Here is a 19,466-nt window from a genome sequence, read left to right as displayed (position 1 = left end):
GCTTTTTAACGCGGTAAGGTATTCATACGCCTCTTCCGGGGAATATATCTGCGGTTCGCTGACGATCTCCAAAAGCGGCTGTCCGGTCCGGTTATAATCAACGCTGCTTGAGCCGTCGTTATGGATAAGCTTTCCGGCGTCTTCTTCCAGGTGCGCGCGGGTTATCCCCACTCTTTTTGTTTTGCCCGCGGCTTCAATATCCAGGAAGCCGTTTTTGGATATAGGCAGGTCATATTGGGATATTTGGTAATTTTTAGGCAGGTCCGGATAATAATAATGCTTGCGGTCGAACTTGGTATATTCCTGGATGGCGCAGTTCAGCCCCAGCCCGACCTTTATCGAATACTCCAGGGCCAGCTGGTTCAATACCGGCAAAGAACCGGGAAATCCCAGGCAAACCGGGCAGACCTGGGTATTCGGTTCGGCACCGAATTTGGTCGAACAGCCGCAGAAGACCTTGGTATCGGTTTTTAACTGCACGTGGACTTCTAGTCCTATTACCGGCTCGTAATCGCTCATAGCTTGGGTTTTATTTTGTGCCACTCGGTATTCAGTTCGTAAGTATGCGCCACTCTGAAAAGCGTTTCTTCGGCGAAAGGCTTAGCCAGTATCTGCAATCCCACCGGAAGCCCGGCCTTGGTATAACCGCAGGTAATGGATATCGCCGGTATTCCGGCCAGGTTCGCTGAAATGGTGTAGATATCCGACAGGTACATTGAAAGCGGGTCATCGGATTTTTCGCCTATTTTAAATGCCGGCGTCGGCGAGGTCGGCGTGACGATGCAGTCGAAGTCATTGAATATCCGGTCGAAATCCTGCTTTATCAATGTTCGGACCTTCAACGCCCGCAGGTAATAAGCGTCATAATAACCGTGAGAAAGCGCGAAAGTCCCCAAGAGTATCCGGCGTTTCGCTTCCTGGCCGAATCCTTCGCCGCGCGTCCTTTTATACATATCGATAAGTTTTGAGGTTTTAACCCTTAGCCCGTATTGCACACCGTCGAATCTGGCCAGGTTAGAGCTGGCCTCGGCAGTCGCCAATATGTAATAAACCGGCGCCGCGTAATCCGTATGCGCCAGGGATACGGGCTTATGCTTTGCTCCCAGCGATCGCAATTTGTTTATCGCTTCTTCCACGATCGCTTTTACTTCCGGGTTCATCCCTTCGACAAAATATTCTTTGGGAATGCCGATCTTTATCCCTTTTACGTCATTGACCAGGGATTTGGTATAATCCGGGACAGGTATATCCACTGAGGTTGAATCCATAGGGTCGTGTCCGGAGATCGCATTCAACAATAGAGCGCTGTCTCTTACATCTTTGGTCAGCGGCCCGATCTGGTCCAGGCTGGAGGCGAAAGCGATCAATCCATAACGTGATACCCGTCCGTATGTGGGTTTTAAGCCGACTACCCCGCAAAACGATGCGGGCTGGCGTATCGAGCCTCCTGTATCCGAGCCTAATGCCAGGATCGCTTCATCCGCGCCTACTGCCGCGGCTGAGCCTCCTGAAGAGCCCCCGGGAACGCGGTTCAGGTCCCAGGGGTTATGCGTGGGGCCGAAATGCGAGTTTTCCGTGGATGAACCAAAAGCGAATTCATCCATATTGGTTTTTACCGGCAATATCGTCGCGCCGGAATCCTTTAATTTTTTGATAACGGTGGCGTCGTAAGGCGGCTTGAACCCATCCAGTATCTTGGAGCAGCATTCTGTATTAAGTCCTGCGGTGCAGATATTGTCTTTGATCGAAACAGGTATTCCTGCCAGCGGTCCGCTGCGGGCGTTTAGCGGCAGGCGCTCATCAGGATTGGAAGAGCGGACATAGGCTTTTACCCTGTTGTCAATATCCTTGATCCGTTGTGACAGGCTTTTTAGTATATCTTCGGGGGTTGTTTCTTTGCGGCTTAGCTTATCCAGAAGCTCGCTGGCTGTAAGTTTGAAAAGTTCCATATTTATTCGATCACCTTGGGTACTTCGAAAAAATTGCCGCGGGCCTGTGGCGCGTTGGCCAGGGATTTATCCGGGGTTAAAGGGCTCTTAGCCGTGTCTTCGCGCAGCACGTTATTGATCGGCAGGATGTGGTTTGTCGGGCTTATATTTGATATATCCAGTTCGTTAAGCTTGCCGATAAACGCCAGAACCCCTTCCAGTTGTTTGGAAAGGATTTCCAGCTCTTCCGGTTTAAGCTCGATCCGGCTTAAGTCCGCCACATACTTTACTGTTTCTTTTGAGAGTGCCATAAGAGCTAAATATTAACATTTTTTGCTCTAAAAGTCAAAGAAAAACAGAGCGCGAAAATTAGTGGACAAATCAAGTAAAATAGGTAAAATAAGTAAGTCAATTATCAATTCCAGTAAAGGTGGCTCTGTCCTGCCGTTTTTTTAGCTTATTTCAAGGAGTGTTAAAAATGTCAATGGCCGCAAACGATAAGAAAGTTAAATATCACCTTAACGCGAACGGTGAGTTTATCATCGAGAATTATAATTACGCCAAGCCTTTGGCGAATTTTTTCCCGGGTATTGCCGGAAAATACGGTATCCCCATGTGGGTCTTTTACGTCAACCGCGGCCAGTGTATCAACAGCTTCGGCACCGACGGCAAGGACCAGGCGATCTTGGAATTCCAGCCGGCGAATAAGGCTTGGCAGCAGACCTCTCTTTTGGGCTTCCGTACCTTCATTAAAATAATCTCGGATAAGAAAGAGCGGTTTTACGAGCCCTTCCACAATGGTTTTACCAGCTTTGAATACGACCTGGAGAACCGGATGTCTATGACCTCTCATGACCTGAAAATCCGGGAGTTGAATAAAAGCCTGGGGTTGGAGATTAACGTGGAATATTTCACTATTCCACAGGACTCATACGCCGCCCTGGTCAGGATAGTCAGGATAAAGAATACCTCGCGTAAACAGCGCAAAATACAGTTGCTTGACGGCCTGCCCAGGATCGTCCCTTTCGGTATAGCCAACCTTTTTCTGAAAAAACTCAGCCGGACCATCGAGGCCTGGATGCAGGTGGAAAACTTGAAGAAAGGCGTGCCTTTTTATAAGGTCGATCTCGACCCGATTGACCGTCCGCAGGTGGTCCATATTAAAGGAGGTAATTTCTATCTGTCCTTTCAGGCCAAGGGGAAAAAGAACGAGATTATCAAGCCGGTGGTTGATCCTGAGGCGATATTCGGCCAGATCAATGATTTTTCCTGCCCGCGCCGGTTTATCTCTACGAAAAAATTCGGCTATCCGGCTAAACAGCAGACTGTCTGCAAGATCCCCTGCGGTTTTTCTCTTTTGGACCTTAACCTGGCCTCCGGCGCCGAAAAAACCTTCTCTACCGTGGTCGGCAATACCCGCAGTATCGAACTTTTGGATACCGCGGTCAAAAAGATACTTAAGCCCGGTTATCTTGAACGGAAAAAAGCGGAAAACAGGGATATAATCGGCCAATTGCAGTCCGAGGTGGATACAAAAAGCAGTTCCGCGGAATTCGACCAGTATTGCCGCCAGACATACCTGGATAACATTATGCGCGGCGGATACCCGGTGACTTTTGCCGCCGATAATAAGGAAAAGGTCTTCTATCTTTATTCCCGCAAACACGGCGACCTGGAGCGTGATTACAATAAATTCCAGATCCAGGACACGTATTTCTCCCAGGGCAATGGGAATTACCGCGATATGAACCAGAATCGCAGGTGCGACGTATGGTTCCATCCGGAGATAAAAGAGTTTAACATCCCCACGTTCCTGAATCTCCTGCAGTCCGACGGGTATAATCCCCTGGTAGTCAAAGGCGCTATATTCCGTTTGCAGGACAGCTCTGCTTTCCGGGGCAGGCTTAACGGTATTTGTTCGGAAAAAGACGCGGCCAGGATAATGGGATTATTGGCTAAGCCGTTCGCTCCGGGTAAAGTCATCCTTTTTCTGGAGGAGAATAATATCAAGTTAACTTTGACCAATGACGGATTCCTCGCTCTTTTATTGACGTCTTCCGATAAGATCCCGCAGGCTGAGCACGGCGAAGGATTCTGGACCGACCATTGGCATTATAATCTCGACCTTCTGGAAAATTACCTCGGGGTTTATCCGGAAAAACTTAAAGAGCTTATTTTTGACAAGAAATGCGTCACTTTTTTTGATAACGATCATGTTATCCGTCCGCGCAATGAAAAATATCTGCTTCTCGACGGCCGGCCTAAACAGCTGCATTCGGTAGTGGTTGACCCGGAGAAGAAAGATTTGATCGCTCAAAGGCAGGAATTGCCGCATATTATGCGCTCCGCCAACGGCCGCGGCGATGTTTATGTGACCACGCCGGTAAACAAGCTTTTTTGCCTTTTGGTGAACAAGCTTTCATCGCTTGATCCGTTCGGCGTGGGGATCGAGATGGAAGCGGATAAACCCAATTGGTTCGACGCCTTGAACGGCCTGCCTGCACTTTTCGGTTCGTCTTCCTGCGAAAGCTTTGAGTTGAAAAGGCTGGTGCTTTTTCTCAAAAACGCGTTTGAACAGGCCCGGGTGGAAAAGATCTGCCTTTCCGAGGAGATCAATGAATTTTTTATTGAGTTGGGCATGCTGATCCGTGAGAATCTGGATAGCCGCTGCGAGGATAAGGAGTATCTGTTCTGGGATAAAAGTTACGGCCTGCGCGAGGCTTACCGCCAAAAGACTAAATTCGGGTTCAGCGGCAAGGAAGTCGAGGTTTATGTTTCCGCGATAAAGCCGGTGCTGGAAGATGCGCTTAAAAAAATCGATATCGGGCTGGCCAAAGCCGATGATGCGGACCTTTATTGCGGGTATTTCATCAATGAAGTGGTTGCGTATGAGCGATTGAACGACGGTTTCATCAAGCCGACTAAATTCGTGCAGAAAAAAGTATCTTATTTCCTCGAAGGACAGATGCATGCCTTGCGCCTGACCGGCAATAAAGAGACTGCGCGAAAGATATATGACGCGACCCGCAAAAGCTCGCTTTATGACAAGGCTCTGAAGATGTATAAAGTGACCGCCCCGCTTGCGGATATGCCCTTAGAGCTTGGCCGTTGCCGGGCATTCACTCCCGGTTGGCTGGAGAATGAATCGATCTGGCTGCATATGGAATATAAATACCTCCTGGAAATACTTGAGCACGGCCTTTATGAGGAGTTCTACTCGGATTTCCGCAATGTGCTTATCCCCTTCCAGAAACCCGAGCGTTACGGCCGCAGTATCCTGGAAAATTCTTCTTTTCTGGTTTCCAGCGCATTCCCGTATAAAGAACTCCACGGCAACGGTTTTGTGGCCAGGCTTTCCGGCTCTACCGTGGAATTCCTGAATATATGGCTGGTGATGAATGTCGGTAAAAAACCGTTCATCCTGGACGAAAAAAATGAGTTGAACTTGAGATTTTCTCCGGTGTTGGCCGGTTGGCTGTTCACCAAGAAAGCGAATACATATAGCTTCTCGTTCTTAGGCAAAGTGCAGGTTGTATATCATAACCCGCAGCGTAAAGATACGTTCGGAAAAGATGCCGCGGTCGTGCGTAAGATCGCGTTTAACGATGAAAATAACAAACCGGTGCAGATATTTTCCGACACTATCCCTGCTCCTTATGCCCGGCAGGTGCGCAGCGGCCGGGTTTCCAGGATCGATATTTATCTCTAATCCTGTAGACGTTGTAGCTAACTGCTTCCAGTATATGCATTTACAAATAAATGTTTTTGTGGGCGTCCTTCGTTTCTAGGCATAAAACGGCCGTTTTGTTTGCGTAAGCGCGTAATAAAATTTATATCGCCAAGGGGATCTTCAAGGTTGGCGAATAATTCTTCTTCATCCGCATTGAAATCCCGCAGGAACTCTGTATAGGCTATTCGTTTCGTTTCCGGATCATTACCGAGTTCCGTATAAAAAGTATCTTCAGTGGTTAGCTCATCCGCCGCGCCAGTGCAATAAAACCCCGCGCTGCTGTGTAAATAATCTTGCGCGTTATTCACAAACTCGGCTCTGACCGGATTACGTTCGATATATCTTCCGCAGGCCACAAGATAACGTTCCTTTTGGATCGCTTGCGATTTAAACCTTCCTCCCCAGAGAAAACCTGAACTCGAATAAACTTTATGGTGATAATGTGTATATGCCCGGTTTAACCCGGCCATGAACCGTGATATCTGCGCTGGATTATCGATCTCAAGAAGAAGATGGTAATGCGTGGGCATGATCGCCCAATGATATAAACTGAGCTTGAATTTGCGGCAATAATCCCTGAGCAATCTTCGGAAATGAAAATAATCGTTTGGCGCGCCGAATATTACCTTTTTATTAAGGCTGCGGTTAAATACATGATAGATCACTGCGTTGCTGAGTTGGTGCTTACGGGCATATGCGGGCATTTTACCCTCCTTTTCTACTATTAATAGACGTAAAGTAGGGTAAAATCTAACAAGTTTTTTAAAACGCAGCGTTAAAGAATAAAATGTAATTTGGTTAATAAAACATTTATTTGTAATTCGTTATCAGATAAGAGGATGCGTACAACGTCTACAGGGTTAGAATTTGCGGCGGTAGTATAAGCGGATTATATGCATGGTGTCGATGGTCTGAAGGCTGCCGCCCAGAGGATCGCTGGTAGTGGATTCGATCACCGGGTAATTCGGGGAAACGCCGTATTCGATGTCAAATTCCTGTTCAGGGGTCGGCGCGTAGCGCGTTGAGATAAAAATATTATGATGCCCGACGGTTTTAGTATCACCTTCGATCACCCGGTCAAGGTCCTGCCAGCGGGAATAAGTGTAGCGGGTGTAAAATCCCAGTTTCTTGCTCGGCAGGTAACCGATCTCCGCCCCGTAATGATTCATACCGTCTGATATCTGTCCGGCCTTCTCGAAATCATTGCGGGTGTAATCCAGGTATATCTGGGTTTTGTCAGTAGGTGTCAGCATTATCCCGGCCTTGTAAACATTATAGAACGGATAAGGCGCTGAGGGGAAATACTGCTGGCTGTAAAGGTAATTCAGCTCGCGCATATATTTATTGCCGTATTCGTAATAGGTGTCGGACATATTGGCATCGCAGAGTATTCCGCGCGGGAAATCGCCGTAAGCTAAAGTGTAATCGTTGGTCCGCTCATATACGCCGTTCACCCGCACCCAATCGGTAAATTCATATTCCATGCCTAAAGAACCGGTCTTTAACGACGGATCGGTGCCATCTTTGACAGCGGAATTAGTCAGATATATCCCGGTTAGGCTGTCGTAAATAAACGGGTCGATCCCGGCTTTTGTTTTGGGCATATCCTGGTAGATCCCCAAGGCTTTGGCGGTCAGTTTGTCGGTTACTTTTAATTCCGCTTCGTCCCTGGCTACGGTTTCGACATATTTGCCTTCAACGGTATGAACGTTCCTGATATCGAATAAATTGCTGAAACTATCCTCTAAACTTACTTTCCAGCGCATCCCGATTACGTCCCTGCCGATATCAACGCCGTCGCCGATGGCGAATGCCGACAGGTCCGCGGAATTCATTGAGGGGTAAAAAAGGCTTTCATAGAAATAATTAAGCGGCTGGCGGAAATGTATGTGCCTGGACCAGTAAGAATCCTTTCGGGTTTGACGGTAGCTGGAAAGCGGCGTATCAAATCCTTTATCCATATGCACAGCCATAAATCTGACCTTGGACATGAAACTCTCGTCTTTTTCAGGTTGGATCCGGTCGTAACTCGTGTTAAGTATTTCCATCCGGGGATAGCGGTTTACCAGGGAGAAGAAATATGCGTTGCCCCTTGAGCGGGTCATGTAAGTGGAGTTGGTTATATCGTATTTGCCCTGGGAAGCCGCGACTTCCGTCACAGCTTTAGTCCCTTCGATAAATTCATATGAAGCGTCGCCAGCCAGGACATTGACCCGGCTGTCAACCGTGCTTCCGCCGTCAACCATGCCGATGCGGGCGGTATGCGTGAGCCCCAGGGCTACCTTGTCGCCGACAACTTGCTTGACCCGGGTGGCGCCGCCGATGTTATCGATATCCGAATAATACTGCCAGGGATCCTTGGGCGTGGCCCAGGTGGTGGTGAATGATGTCTCTTCCCCCGGGTTAAGATTGAATGAAAAACCGCGCAGCGCGGTCAATCTGTTGCCTGAGCTGTCGCGGGTGCCGAAACTGATGGAATCGTCCCAGTATCCTTTGGTAAAACTGCCGGATGTGGAATTATAGTTGCCTTTTTTCCATGCCCGCAGCCACGGGCTGTCCTCCCAGTAAGTGCGGTTGTTGGAAAGTTTCAGCGGATCGTCCGAGCTATACGCCTGTTTCTCGGTGGCTATGGGGAAAACGCGCAGTTTAAGGTAATCGTCCTGCTTATAATCCACCCATAATTCCCGGATAGGCTGGAATTCGTAATCCACGTCCATTGCCGGGATCACGAAGGTGTTCGTCCACTTGGAGGTTATATTCGTTGGTACCGACGTTCCGTCGACGACTTTGATCTCCGGGATACTGAAGGTATCATTGTTCTGCGTGGTATAGACAGAGCTGTTCATCATGTAATTGCTGTTGCCGAAGCCCTTTAACTGTATTTCGGCGCTGTCCCCGCCCGCTCCGGTAATGGTCATCTTCTCGCTCTTGCGGGTAAAGCTCCATGGATCTATGGTGATATCGGCGTGGAATCCGAAACCGTTGTCTTCTTCCGGGGTGTTCAGTATGACCTTCAGCCTGTCGTATATACCCGGGTCGTAAGTGTTCTCACGGTAATTATAGACATCCCTGGAAAGTATGCGCCAGTTCTTTTCGTTCAGATCGAAATTCGAGCGGTTCCATATGGCGTTCCCGCCTGAGTCCATACCGGCGGCCATTTGGACCTCTCCGGATACGATCACTTTGCCTATCTGTAAATGTTTAATATCGTCTTTTTTGTCCGAAGCCGGCTTTGCGGGCACAGGCGCGGATACCCCGGGAATGAACGGCGCGGTAACCGGAATAGCTGATGCCGGCGGCGGTTGAGGCGTAAATTCCTGCTCAAATGTTTCAGGCTCAAGTAGTGATTCGTTTACAGGTTCAATTATAGGTTGGGTTATTGATTCACTTACTTCAGGCGCGATATATTCAGGGATCGGTTCAACTGCGGGTTCTTCGGCTTGTCTGGCCTGTATTTGTTCGGTTTCGATCTGTTCGATTTCCTCTTCCGCTTCTTTTATGGTCTCGATGTACTCTGCCGCGATAGCATTATCCGGTTCCAAAACCAGGACTTTTTTGAATTCAGTCAAGGCCTGATCATATCTTCCTTCATCATAATACGAAGTGCCCAGGTCTATCAGGAATTCCACTATTTCCGATGAGGCAGACGCCTGATTAGCCGTGAAGATCAGGGCGATTACGCAAGCCAAAATTAGTAGTAATTTGAGTTTTTTCATAGGTTTTTAATTACAAAAAACCGGATACGCAATATCTTGAGTCATCCGGTTACATTCCGTGGCAAAAAATGCCGGAAAAGCACTTTAATAATTCCTTTAATAAGTATAGCCAATGGATGGCAATTTGTCAAGTTTTACACTAAATATATTATAAATTAACATATATTATACTATTTTTTAGATTTGCACCTGATCAGCCGGAAGCGAGTTCAGATAGATCCTTAAAGAATGCATAAATTGGATATGCAGAAGTTTGCCATGAGAGACAGCGTAAATATTCCCCTTCATCCGGCAATAGAACTTTTCACTTTTTGTATGAGTATTCCTCTCTTTCAGAACAAATAAATACGGCAAATGTCTTTCGATCTTGTTATTCGGGACCTCTCTGACCAAGTAGACAAAATGCCGCCTTACCGTAGTGCGAATGCCGGATTTATCGCTTACTTCCGAACTGGCGATTATTCGGCGGTGATGGTCTGAGGATGTCAGGTTCTTAAACAAGAGATCGCGCATGCTTTCTCCTTGAAAAAGTGGCTTTACAAAATCGCCGGGTCATTAGCTGACCCGGCTATCCCCTGCCTTCCGTTTTTGCCCTCGCGTGTTTCCGGGCAATTGGTGGGGATTATTAAATACTTTCGAAAATGCTTAATTAAAACCCCAAAAAAAATTTCGTTTTTCATTATAAGTATAGCCTTTATTTTTATATTTTCAAGTGCGACAAGGGGTTATAATGAAAACGGTTTCAAATGGTTTTTTTGAATTTAAGGCGGGTTTCTTGGCCATGATATAGCCGGATAATATTGGTTTTATGGCGCAAAATCACAAAGATAGACAGGATCAATGTTGCGGAAAACATAAGTATCGATTGTTTGAATAGCAGCATGAAAACCGGTAAAAAAAAAGCGCCTGCCAATGAAGCCAGAGAAACGATCCTGCTGAGCAGAAAAACAACAAGCCAAATAAGCAAAACCATGCCTAAAATAGCGCCTAAGCCGGGTATTTTGATCGCCAGGCCGAGCAATACGCCCAAGCTGGTGGCTATTCCTTTGCCGCCTTTGAAATTCAGGAATATCGGCCAGTTGTGCCCGGTGATACAGGCGATTCCCAGGATTATTAAAATTACCTGCGGGTTGAACAAAGTCCGCTGCAGTATAAAGTTCCCTAATAAAACAACCGGCAGCAGCCCTTTTAACACATCCAGAGATAGAACAACGATCCCCGCCCTCTTGCCCAGTATGCGCAAGGCGTTGGTGGCGCCGACATTGCCTGAACCGAATTTGCGGATATCAATGCCTTTAAGCAGCCGGCCAAAAATATATGCCGTAGGTATGGACCCGATAAGATAACTAACGGCTGTTCCTGGAATTATCCAGTGCATAGAGTATTTTGAACCCTTTCTTGATGTAGTCCGCGCCGGAAATAATGGTGAATGCCGCCGCGATCCACCAGAAAATAAATGAAAATTTCCATTGCAGGAGTACAAAGATCACCGAGAGCATTTGAAAAGTGGTAGTAAGCTTGCCCCACCGGCTGGGAAAAACGTTTATATCCTGTTTTACGATGAATATGACCAGCGCGCCGAGAAGGATCAGCACGTCGCGGCTGATCACTATCAGGATCACCGGCAAAGGGAATTTGATATCCATCGGAATCAGGTAAAGGCAGACATACGCGCTCATCAGGAGCAATTTATCGCCTAACGGGTCAAGGATCAGTCCTGCGCGGGAATAGGATTTTGATCTTCGGGCGATATAACCGTCTACCGCGTCGGAAATCACCCCCAGTATGAATATGCCCAAAGCCGCGAAGCGCAAGTAATCCCGCGTGCCGGGTTCCTGGGAATAATAAACCAGGCAGGCCACAAAGAACGGGACGCTGACTATCCTGAACGTCGATATTTTATTTGCGAAGTTCATTTAATTACCCGCATGCGCTGCGGCGGCCAGTAGATCAGTATGGCCTTTCCCAGCATGTTCTTCTTAGGGACGAATCCCCAGTACCGGGAATCCTGGGAGGACGCGGAATTATCGCCCAAAACAAAATAACTGTCTTTTGGTACAACGATCTTATTGCTGCCGTAGTACTCCCGGTTATAATAATATGTCTGGTTGAAGATCGGGTCAAGCAGCGGCTGATCGTTTACGTAGATAGTGCCGTTTTTTATCTCCACGGTTTCGCCTTCGGTGGCGATCAGTCGTTTAATAAAGTCTTTTTTGGGGTCTTTGGGGAAGATAAAAACCACGACGTCACCTCTTTTAGGCTGGCGCAAAGCCGGCATCTGCCAGCCGAGGAATGGGACCCTGGCCCCGTAAATAAATTTATTGACCAGGATGGCGTCGCCTTCCAGCAATGTCGGCCGCATTGATCCTGTGGGGATCTTGAACGCCTGGATGATAAAAGCGCGTATTATCATCGCCAGAATGAACGCGATGACCGCGGATTCCAGCCACTCATATATAACCGACCTTTTTTTTCCGGGTAAAGCGCTGTTTTTTTTCAGTGTCATATTTTTAAAACCTCCAGAAACGCCTCCTGCGGTATCTCCACCTTTCCAAACTGCTTCAGCCGTTTTTTCGATTCTTTCTGGTGCTCCCATAGTTTGCGCTTGCGGGTAATATCTCCGCCGGAACATTTGCTGGTAACGTGTTTGCCTACCGGCCTGACTTTTTCGGATGCCAGGATCTGTCCGCCGACCGCCGCCTGGATTGCCACCTCGAATAACTGGCGCGGTATCAATTCCTTCAGTTTTGACGCCAGGGCGTGCGCTTTATGGCTGGCTTTTTCTTTTGGCATCAACGATGAAAATGCGTCGCAAATGACGCCGTTGAACATTATATCAAGTTTTACCAGCTTTGTGGGGAAATATTCTTTAAATTCATAGTCGATAGAACCATACCCCCGTGTCAGCGATTTCAGCCGGTCGTAGAAATCCACGATTATCTCCGAAAGCGGGATATCGAAGTTCAATTTGACCCTTTCCGTCCCCAGGTGTTCTTTGGAGACAAAGCTGCCTCTGCGGCCCTTGACCATTTCGCAGACCGGGTCGATAGAATCAACAGGGATGATTATCAAAAGCTTTACGTACGGCTCATAGGCCTCAAGGACCTCCTGCGGCGAGAATTTCGCGGGGGTATCCACTTCGACGACCTCGCCGTCGGTCTTCTTGATCTTATAAACGACGTTCGGCACGGTCAGGATGAGATTAAGGTTGTATTCCCTCTCCAGGCGCTCTTGGACGATCTCCATATGAAGCAATCCCAGGAACCCGCAGCGGAACCCTGAACCGAAAGACTGGGAATTCTCCGGTTCGAAAATAAACGAGGCGTCCGAGAGTTTCAGTTTATCCATGGCGTCGCGCAGGTCGGCGAAATCCGCGGGGTTGACCGGGTATATCCCGCAGAAAACCAAAGGCTTGACCGTTCTGTACCCGGCCAGAGGCACGGTGCAGGGGTTCTTTACGTCGGTGATCGTGTCTCCGATAATGATCTCCCGCGCGTCGCGGATGTTAGCGGTGAAATAACCGACTTCCCCGCAGGTAAGTTCATCCACCTTGGTATAATTCAAATTGGCGAAAACGCCCAACTCTTCCAGTTTATAGACTTTTCCGGAGTGCATCATTTTTAACTGCGTCCGGCTGTCGAACCGCCCATCCATTATCCTGACGTAGACCACCACGCCTTTATACACGTCGAAACGGCAGTCAAAGACCAAAGCCTTTAAGGTGTTGGCGTCTTCTCCCTTGGGCGCAGGGACTATCTCAATCACCCGTTCCAGTATCTCTTTTACGCCGGTGCCGGCTTTCGCGGATGCCTGTATTATGTCCTCATTCCGGAATCCCAAAACGTCGATTATCTGCTCGGTGGTTTTCGGCAGGTCGATGCTGGGCAGGTCGATCTTATTGATCACCGGGATGATCTCCAGGTTGTTTTCCAGGGCCAGGTAATAATTGGCCACGGTCTGCGCTTCTATGCCCTGGGCGGCGTCAATAAGCAGCACCGCGCCTTCGCAGGCGGCCAGGGATTTGGATACCTCGTAGGTAAAATCAACGTGGCCGGGGGTATCGATAAGGTTGAGAATGTATTCCTTGCCGTCGTTTGCTTTATAGGTTATACGGACCATTGAGGCCTTGATGGTTATGCCGCGCTCCCTCTCCAGATCCATATCGTCCAGCACCTGGTCTTTGGTATGCCGGCGGTCAAGGGCTCCGGTAAGCTCAAGTATCCGGTCGGCAAGCGTGGATTTGCCGTGGTCGATATGAGCGATAATGCTGAAATTGCGGATCAGTGATTTATCCATAGTTTATGTTTAAGACCCGGTCTTGTAACTTATTGGAGCATAAGGCGTTGCGAGACCGGGTCTTGATTATTGAAGGTGGTTTATCATTGCCTGAACTACTTCATCTATCGATAAATTCGTCGTGTCGATATAGATAGCGTCATCCGCTTTTTTCAGGGGAGCGAATTCCCGGGTTGAATCAATGGTGTCGCGGTTGTTCAGGTCCCCGGCGACCTGTTCACGGGATACGCCTTGTATATTCAGATTCTGCAGGTCTTTATACCTGCGGTTGACCCTCTCATCGATCTTAGCGTCGATAAAGAATTTTTTCTCGGCGTTAGGAAAAACCATTGTGCCGATATCCCTGCCGTCAAGTATGCTGTTGCGGCTGGATCCCAGTTTTCTCTGGAGTTCTAAAAGCACCTGCCGCACCTCTTTTACCTTGGCAACATCCGAAACATGGCGGGTTATTCGCGGTTCGCGGATAGCCAGGGAAACGTCATTCCCGTCCAGCAATACGGTTAATCGGTCATCTTTGCCGGGGATCAGGTCTATCGAGGTGTTTTTTGCCAACGCGGCGAGCCCGGCGTGGTCGCCTATGTCCATTTTGTTCTCCAGCGCCTTAAAGGTCAGCGCCCGGTACATCGCTCCGGTATCAAGGTACAGGAAACCCAGCTTCTTTGCCAGTATCTTGGCGACCGTGCTTTTACCTGCGCCTGCCGGACCGTCGATAGCAATGATCATTTAAGTATTTTCCTATTTCTTTGGGCTCCGGCAAAAACACGTTCCAGGGAAGATTTGTCGTTGTTCTTGATAAATGCGGCGACTGCTGAAAGGTTTTTTAGAAAAAGCTCCAGGGCGTTCAAGACGGACCTTTTATTGTTCAGGATTATATCCGTCCAGAGCTGCGGATCGGATGAGGCTATCCGCGTGGTCTCGCGCAGGCTGGGCGGCGCGAAATCCAAAAATTTGCGGGGAATAGAGTTGATCATTGTGAACGCGGCCAAGTGCGGCAGATGGCTTATGAATGATAACGCCAGGTCATGGTCTTGGGCGGACATCACAACGGTCTTGAATCCTATCTTGGCAAAAAACGCCGTGACAATCTTTAAAGTATTCTTATCGGTGCGTTTGGTCGGGGTAATTATGCAGATCGATCCGTCCAGGATAACGCCCGGAGAATTTTTGATCCCCCGTTTTTCAGATCCCGCCAACGGATGGGTCCCGATGAAGCGCGGGAAAAGTTTATCCAGCCGGGCTACAATCCCGTATTTCGTGCTGGCGACATCGCAAACGATACAGTCCGGACGGATGGCCTTTGCGATTTCAGGCGCTTGTTCCAGGATAGCGCTGACCGGGGTTGCCAGGATCACCATATCCGCGTCTTTAAGTATCTCCAGGGATACTGATCCGGCGTCGATAGCTTTGATTTTTTTCGCGAACTGAAGGTTTTTTTTATGGCGGCTTATCCCGACCACGCTGCGGCACAACCGCTTCTTTTTTATTTCCATTGCGATCGCGCCGCCGATAAGCCCAATGCCGACTATAGCCACTTTATCGAATATTTTCATTTATATCTCTCTTCCCACAGCCGCGGCCACGGTCTTTAATTCCTGTGTGAGGTTGGCGAAATTATCCGGTAAAAGCGATTGCGCGCCGTCGGATAAAGCGTCCTCGGGGTGACTATGCACTTCGACGATCAATCCGTCCGCGCCGGCTGCTACAGCCGCTTTGGATAACGCCGCAACCAGCCCCCATTTTCCAGCCGCGTGGCTGGGATCGGCGATTATCGGCAGATGCGAAAGCTGTTTTACCGCGGGGATCGCGCTGATATCCAGTGTATTGCGGGTGTAATCCTCGAACGTCCGGATACCGCGTTCGCAGAGTATCACGTTAAAATTCCCTCCGGATAGTATATATTCCGCCGACATCAGCAGTTCCTTGATGGTCGAAGCCAGGCCGCGCTTTAATAGCACCGGTTTCTTTGTCTGCCCGACTTCTTTCAAAAGATTGAAATTCTGCATATTGCGCGCGCCTATCTGCAGGATATCGACATACTTAGCCACCAGCTCCACGTCCCGGGAATCCATTACCTCGGTTATGGTGACCATATCCAGGTCGTTGCCGACCTTTTGCAGTATTTCCAGGCCTTCTTTGCCTTTTCCCTGAAAGCTGTAAGGTGATGTCCTGGGTTTGAATGCGCCTGCGCGCAGTATCTTTGCCCCGACTTTCTTTACTTCCTGGGCGATATCGTAAAGGGTATCGGTATCCTCAATCGCGCACGGACCTGCGAATATGACGATATTTTTACCGCCTATCTTCACGCCTTTGCCCACATCGATCACCGAATCCTGGGATTTGAATTCCCGGGATACCAGCTTGTAAGGGGCTAAAACCGGCATGACCTTTTCTACGCCAGGGTATGCCTCCAGCGGGGTGATCCTTAATATATCTTCCGGGCCGATCACTCCAATGATGGTCCTCTCTGTCCCTTTGGAAACATGCGGGGTCAGTCCGAGTTTTTCGACTTTTTGGATAATGTGGCTTACCTGTTCTTCGGTCGTTCCAGGTTTTAATACAATGATCATTTTTTACCCCGTTTTTATAATACTTTTTTTAACGCGGCGATCAATTTTCTGTTTTCCGCGGCAGTCCCGATAGTAATCCGCACGAAATTCTTCAATCCATATTGCTGCATATCGCGGACTATGACCCCCTGTTTCAATAGGTCTTTAAATACCGTTACCCCGTCTTTTTTCAGGTCGACTAAAATGAAATTGGTGACCGACGGTATATATTCCAGGCTCATCCGGTCAAAACAGCCGTACAGGTATTTTTTGCCCTTAAGGACAAGTTTGCGCGTCTTGTTCAGGAACGCTTTGTCGTCCAGCGCAGCCAGGGCTGCTTCCTGGGCCGGCAAATTGACATTGAACGGCTGTCTGGCTTTTTCCATAAAGGCGGTTAAGCTCTCCGCGGCCACGGCAAAACCTACGCGTAATCCGGCCAGGCCGTAAGCCTTGGAAAATGTCTTCAAAACGATTATGTTGTTTTTTCCTATATAATCCGCGCCGGACGGATAATCCGGGACGTCAATAAATATGTCATATGCCTCATCCATCACCACGATCACGTTATCCGGCAATCCCGAAAGGAATTTTTCCAGTTCGGGTTTAGTTACGTAAGTTCCGGTTGGGTTGTTGGGATTGGCGATAAAGACCAGTTTGGTCTTGTTGTTTATTTTATCCCGGATGCCCTCGAGATCGAAACGAAAATCCTTCAAGGGGACCTTGATGACCTGCCGCGCGTAAACCTTGGAAATAATGCCGTATTCCAGGAAAGTGGTATCCCCGGTCACTATGTTCTCGCCGTCTTCGACAAAGGTCTTCAGGACAATATCGATCAATTCGTCGGAGCCGTTGCCGACTACGATGCTCGAAGGTATGACCTCGAGCCCCAAGGCTATGCGCTTCTTTAAATAAAAGCTGTTGCTGTCCGGATAACGGTTCAGCTCTTTCAAACAGCGTTTGATCGCTTTCACCGCTTTCGGCGAAGCACCGAAAGGATTTTCATTGGAAGCCAGCTTTATCACTTTCTTTAAGCCCAATTCGCGTTTTGTCTCGGCGATCGGTTTGCCGGCGATATATGGGGATATCTCCTGTATGTTCCTTCTGGCTAAGCTCATTTTTAGTCTCCTACCGGGTATGAACCCAGCACCTTTAAGAATTTACATTTATTTTCCAGCTCTTCAACCGCTTTTTTGATCCTGGGTTCAAGGATATGCCCTTCCAGATCGACAAAGAAATAATAATCCCAGGCCTTTTTCTTCGACGGCCGCGATTCGATCTTGTTCAGGTTTACCTTGTGTTTTCGGAACGGCTCGAGCATTTCGTGCAACGCGCCTATTTTATCTTTTATCGAAAACATCAGCGATGTTTTGTCCTGCCCGGTGATCCCGGATTGTTCCTTGCCGATGACAAAGAACCTGGTGATGTTATGCGGGGAATCTTCGATATTCCGGCAGGCGGTCTTTAATCCGTATATCTGCGCCGCCAGTATCGAAGATATGGAAGCGCTGTTCTTTTCGTGCGCGGCGACCTGGGCGGCCTTGGTGGTGCTGGAGACCTCGATAAGTTCGGCGTGCGTCAAATTTTCCTGCAGCCATATCCGGCATTGCCCGAAGACTTGAGGCACGGAGTAAACCTTGCGGATCCGTTCCAGTGAACAGTTAGCCAGCAGGTTATGCGCAATATCCAGGCTCATCTGGCTGCATATTTTAAGGTCGGAGTCCATAAACATGTCCAGGGTGTAGTTGACCGCGCCTTCGATAGAATTCTCGATCGGCACTACCCCGTAATCCGCCGCGTCTTTTTCCACCTCATTGAACACGTCGCTGATGTTTTCGCAGGAAAGGTAATCGACCTGGCTGCCGAATTTCTTCAGCGACGCCTGATGGGTGAAAGTAGCCTGTGGGCCCAGGAACGCGATGGTCAGCGGCTTTTCCAGCGCCCGGCTGGCGGACATGATCTCGCGGTAGATCGCCTTCAATGCCTCGGATTTTAACGGCCCTTTATTGGCCGCGGTTATGCCTTTAAGTATCTTGCTTTCCCGGTCGGCGCAATAGACGCTTTTGCCGGTTCTTTCCTTGATCGTCCCGATGCGCAGGATGATCCTGGCGCGGCGGTTCAGGACCTCTACCAGTTTCTTGTCGGTTTCGTTAATTTGTTTGCGCAGCTTCTCCAGGGACATTGTTCTCCTCTTTCTTTGGCGTTTCTTCGATCGGCGATTCCAGCAATTCCTGAGGCAAAGGGAAATTGTCGATCTTTGGCAGCTCTTCAAGTGATTTTAACCCGAAATATTCCAGGAACTCCCGGCTGGTCCCGTATACCTTGGGCCGTCCCGGCGCTTTTTTCCTGCCGGTAACGCGGATCAGGTTCTTGTCCAGCAATGTCGCCATGACCCCGTCCACGTTGACCTTTCGCAGGGATTCTATCTCCAGCTTGGACAAAGGCTGTTTATAAGCGATTATCGCCAGAGTTTCCAGGGCGGGTTTGGATAGTTTTTCCGAGCTCTGAGGCCCTTTATATAGTTTGCGCAGGAAAGTGGCGAAGACCGGCGCGGTGATCATCTGATAGCCTCCGGCGACCTCATATATGCGCATGCCGCGGTTGGAATGCTCATACTCTTCTTTCAATTCCAGGATCTTCCCGCGGATCTGGTCCGCGGCCAGGTTATCCAGGACCTTGCGGATCTGGTCGACCATTAAAGGTTTTTCGCTGGAAAAAAGCAGGGCCTCGACGACCGCTTTTATATTGTCATCCGTTCGCGTATTTTCCACAGCTTGGGTATTTTCTTCCATAATATCTCCCGCTGGCGTAATTAAAGTATTTTTTTCTGACGGTAAACTTCGTTGAGTAATTCCTCGCTTGTTTTTATCTGCCCGGCGTGTTCCAGGGCTTTTTTTATCATAGTCTGGGCTTCCGGTTTTTTATATCCCAGTTGGGTAAGCACTGCCATTACCTCTTCCTGCATATCATGGGCCGGCGATCCTGCGTTCTTTACCTGGCTGTCCTGGATCAATCCGAATTTGCCGACTTTGTTCTGCAGTTTGGCGATCACTTCCTTTGCCCGCTGCTGCCCTATACCGGGCAAAGAGCGCAGGGAATCCACGTCGCCTTCATCGATCGCCCTGGCGATCTGGGATATCGGCTGATTCAGAGCTTTTAAAGCGGCTTTAGGCCCGATCCCCGAGACCGTGATAAAAGACTCGAAAAATTCCTTTTCAACCTCGTTCAGGAAACCGATCAGCACCGGGGTGCT

The 19,466-nt window shown here is 48.8% G+C and carries 18 protein-coding genes; 1 reads left to right on the top strand and 17 read right to left on the bottom strand.

What is annotated here, in order from left to right:
* The 3 genes from M0R35_06045 to gatC all read right to left on the bottom strand — a co-directional run.
* Positions 1 to 519: Asp-tRNA(Asn)/Glu-tRNA(Gln) amidotransferase GatCAB subunit B (locus tag M0R35_06045; protein ID MCK9595221.1), on the bottom strand; the 519-nt coding region annotated here is incomplete at its 3' end.
* On the bottom strand, positions 516 to 1,949 hold the full coding sequence (gene gatA, locus M0R35_06040) for an Asp-tRNA(Asn)/Glu-tRNA(Gln) amidotransferase subunit GatA (GenBank protein ID MCK9595220.1): 1,434 nt from the start codon (positions 1,947 to 1,949) through the stop codon (positions 516 to 518). The genes gatA and M0R35_06045, both read right to left, overlap by 4 nt.
* 2 nt (positions 1,950 to 1,951) lie before the next feature.
* A complete protein-coding gene (gene gatC / locus M0R35_06035) occupies positions 1,952 to 2,239 on the bottom strand; it encodes an Asp-tRNA(Asn)/Glu-tRNA(Gln) amidotransferase subunit GatC (GenBank protein MCK9595219.1) in 288 nt (95 codons plus the stop codon).
* Positions 2,240 to 2,406: 167 nt separating this feature from the next.
* On the opposite strand from gatC, the gene M0R35_06030 reads away from it, so the two are divergent.
* Positions 2,407 to 5,637 carry a cellobiose phosphorylase gene (locus tag M0R35_06030; GenBank protein MCK9595218.1) on the top strand — a complete coding sequence of 1,077 codons (3,231 nt, stop codon included), beginning with the start codon at positions 2,407 to 2,409 and terminating at the stop codon, positions 5,635 to 5,637.
* Positions 5,638 to 5,654: 17 nt separating this feature from the next.
* Here M0R35_06030 and M0R35_06025 read toward each other — a convergent pair whose 3' ends face one another.
* The 14 genes from M0R35_06025 to M0R35_05960 form a co-directional block, all read right to left on the bottom strand.
* Entirely contained in the window at positions 5,655 to 6,362 is a 708-nt protein-coding gene (locus M0R35_06025; protein ID MCK9595217.1) for a transposase, read from the bottom strand.
* A 156-nt stretch (positions 6,363 to 6,518) separates the two neighbouring features.
* Complete coding sequence (locus M0R35_06020) at positions 6,519 to 9,374, bottom strand: tetratricopeptide repeat protein (GenBank protein ID MCK9595216.1); 2,856 nt, start codon at positions 9,372 to 9,374, stop codon at positions 6,519 to 6,521.
* Positions 9,375 to 9,551: 177 nt separating this feature from the next.
* Complete coding sequence (locus M0R35_06015; protein ID MCK9595215.1) at positions 9,552 to 9,887, bottom strand: hypothetical protein; 336 nt, start codon at positions 9,885 to 9,887, stop codon at positions 9,552 to 9,554.
* Between the two features lie 229 nt (positions 9,888 to 10,116).
* Positions 10,117 to 10,752, bottom strand: a complete 636-nt coding sequence (gene plsY, locus M0R35_06010) for a glycerol-3-phosphate 1-O-acyltransferase PlsY (protein MCK9595214.1) — start codon at positions 10,750 to 10,752, stop codon at positions 10,117 to 10,119.
* Positions 10,721 to 11,290: a CDP-alcohol phosphatidyltransferase family protein gene (locus M0R35_06005; GenBank protein ID MCK9595213.1), complete on the bottom strand. Its 570-nt coding sequence runs from the start codon at positions 11,288 to 11,290 to the stop codon at positions 10,721 to 10,723. The genes plsY and M0R35_06005 overlap by 32 nt, the downstream gene beginning before the upstream one ends.
* Positions 11,287 to 11,880 carry a signal peptidase I gene (gene lepB, locus M0R35_06000; GenBank protein ID MCK9595212.1) on the bottom strand — a complete coding sequence of 198 codons (594 nt, stop codon included), beginning with the start codon at positions 11,878 to 11,880 and terminating at the stop codon, positions 11,287 to 11,289. The genes M0R35_06005 and lepB overlap by 4 nt, the downstream gene beginning before the upstream one ends.
* Positions 11,877 to 13,670: a translation elongation factor 4 gene (lepA, locus tag M0R35_05995; GenBank protein ID MCK9595211.1), complete on the bottom strand. Its 1,794-nt coding sequence runs from the start codon at positions 13,668 to 13,670 to the stop codon at positions 11,877 to 11,879. Before lepA ends, lepB begins: the two co-directional genes overlap by 4 nt.
* Before the next feature lie 66 nt (positions 13,671 to 13,736).
* Complete coding sequence (cmk, locus tag M0R35_05990) at positions 13,737 to 14,393, bottom strand: (d)CMP kinase (GenBank protein ID MCK9595210.1); 657 nt, start codon at positions 14,391 to 14,393, stop codon at positions 13,737 to 13,739.
* Positions 14,390 to 15,220 (bottom strand): prephenate dehydrogenase, encoded by an 831-nt coding sequence (locus M0R35_05985; protein MCK9595209.1) that lies wholly within the window; start codon positions 15,218 to 15,220, stop codon positions 14,390 to 14,392. Before M0R35_05985 ends, cmk begins: the two co-directional genes overlap by 4 nt.
* On the bottom strand, positions 15,221 to 16,237 hold the full coding sequence (aroF, locus tag M0R35_05980) for a 3-deoxy-7-phosphoheptulonate synthase (protein ID MCK9595208.1): 1,017 nt from the start codon (positions 16,235 to 16,237) through the stop codon (positions 15,221 to 15,223). It lies immediately after the preceding gene.
* Positions 16,238 to 16,251: 14 nt separating this feature from the next.
* On the bottom strand, positions 16,252 to 17,331 hold the full coding sequence (gene hisC / locus M0R35_05975) for a histidinol-phosphate transaminase (protein ID MCK9595207.1): 1,080 nt from the start codon (positions 17,329 to 17,331) through the stop codon (positions 16,252 to 16,254).
* A 2-nt stretch (positions 17,332 to 17,333) separates the two neighbouring features.
* Positions 17,334 to 18,395 carry a prephenate dehydratase gene (gene pheA, locus M0R35_05970; protein ID MCK9595206.1) on the bottom strand — a complete coding sequence of 354 codons (1,062 nt, stop codon included), beginning with the start codon at positions 18,393 to 18,395 and terminating at the stop codon, positions 17,334 to 17,336.
* The gene (gene scpB / locus M0R35_05965) at positions 18,364 to 19,005 is read right to left on the bottom strand and encodes an SMC-Scp complex subunit ScpB (protein MCK9595205.1); all 642 of its coding nucleotides are present in this window, start codon (positions 19,003 to 19,005) and stop codon (positions 18,364 to 18,366) included. Before scpB ends, pheA begins: the two co-directional genes overlap by 32 nt.
* Before the next feature lie 20 nt (positions 19,006 to 19,025).
* Positions 19,026 to 19,466: helix-hairpin-helix domain-containing protein (locus tag M0R35_05960; protein ID MCK9595204.1), on the bottom strand; the 441-nt coding region annotated here is incomplete at its 5' end.

This window comes from Candidatus Omnitrophota bacterium (assembly GCA_023227985.1).
Classification (GTDB): domain Bacteria; phylum Omnitrophota; class Gorgyraeia; order Gygaellales; family Profunditerraquicolaceae; genus JALOCB01.
Note: the sequence above shows the minus strand (reverse complement) of the source record. Positions and strands in the feature narration are given on the sequence as shown.

Excerpts from the sequence above, each read along its gene's own strand:
- gatA (MCK9595220.1), bottom strand. The coding sequence starts at position 1,949 with ATGGAACTTTTCAAACTTACAGCCAGCGAGCTTCTGGATAAGCTAAGC.
- gatC (MCK9595219.1), bottom strand. The coding sequence starts at position 2,239 with ATGGCACTCTCAAAAGAAACAGTAAAGTATGTGGCGGACTTAAGCCGG.
- M0R35_06030 (MCK9595218.1), top strand. The coding sequence starts at position 2,407 with ATGTCAATGGCCGCAAACGATAAGAAAGTTAAATATCACCTTAACGCG.
- M0R35_06025 (MCK9595217.1), bottom strand. The coding sequence starts at position 6,362 with ATGCCCGCATATGCCCGTAAGCACCAACTCAGCAACGCAGTGATCTAT.
- M0R35_06020 (MCK9595216.1), bottom strand. The coding sequence starts at position 9,374 with ATGAAAAAACTCAAATTACTACTAATTTTGGCTTGCGTAATCGCCCTG.
- M0R35_06015 (MCK9595215.1), bottom strand. The coding sequence starts at position 9,887 with ATGCGCGATCTCTTGTTTAAGAACCTGACATCCTCAGACCATCACCGC.
- plsY (MCK9595214.1), bottom strand. The coding sequence starts at position 10,752 with ATGCACTGGATAATTCCAGGAACAGCCGTTAGTTATCTTATCGGGTCC.
- M0R35_06005 (MCK9595213.1), bottom strand. The coding sequence starts at position 11,290 with ATGAACTTCGCAAATAAAATATCGACGTTCAGGATAGTCAGCGTCCCG.
- lepB (MCK9595212.1), bottom strand. The coding sequence starts at position 11,880 with ATGACACTGAAAAAAAACAGCGCTTTACCCGGAAAAAAAAGGTCGGTT.
- lepA (MCK9595211.1), bottom strand. The coding sequence starts at position 13,670 with ATGGATAAATCACTGATCCGCAATTTCAGCATTATCGCTCATATCGAC.
- cmk (MCK9595210.1), bottom strand. The coding sequence starts at position 14,393 with ATGATCATTGCTATCGACGGTCCGGCAGGCGCAGGTAAAAGCACGGTC.
- M0R35_05985 (MCK9595209.1), bottom strand. The coding sequence starts at position 15,220 with ATGAAAATATTCGATAAAGTGGCTATAGTCGGCATTGGGCTTATCGGC.
- aroF (MCK9595208.1), bottom strand. The coding sequence starts at position 16,237 with ATGATCATTGTATTAAAACCTGGAACGACCGAAGAACAGGTAAGCCAC.
- hisC (MCK9595207.1), bottom strand. The coding sequence starts at position 17,331 with ATGAGCTTAGCCAGAAGGAACATACAGGAGATATCCCCATATATCGCC.
- pheA (MCK9595206.1), bottom strand. The coding sequence starts at position 18,395 with ATGTCCCTGGAGAAGCTGCGCAAACAAATTAACGAAACCGACAAGAAA.
- scpB (MCK9595205.1), bottom strand. The coding sequence starts at position 19,005 with ATGGAAGAAAATACCCAAGCTGTGGAAAATACGCGAACGGATGACAAT.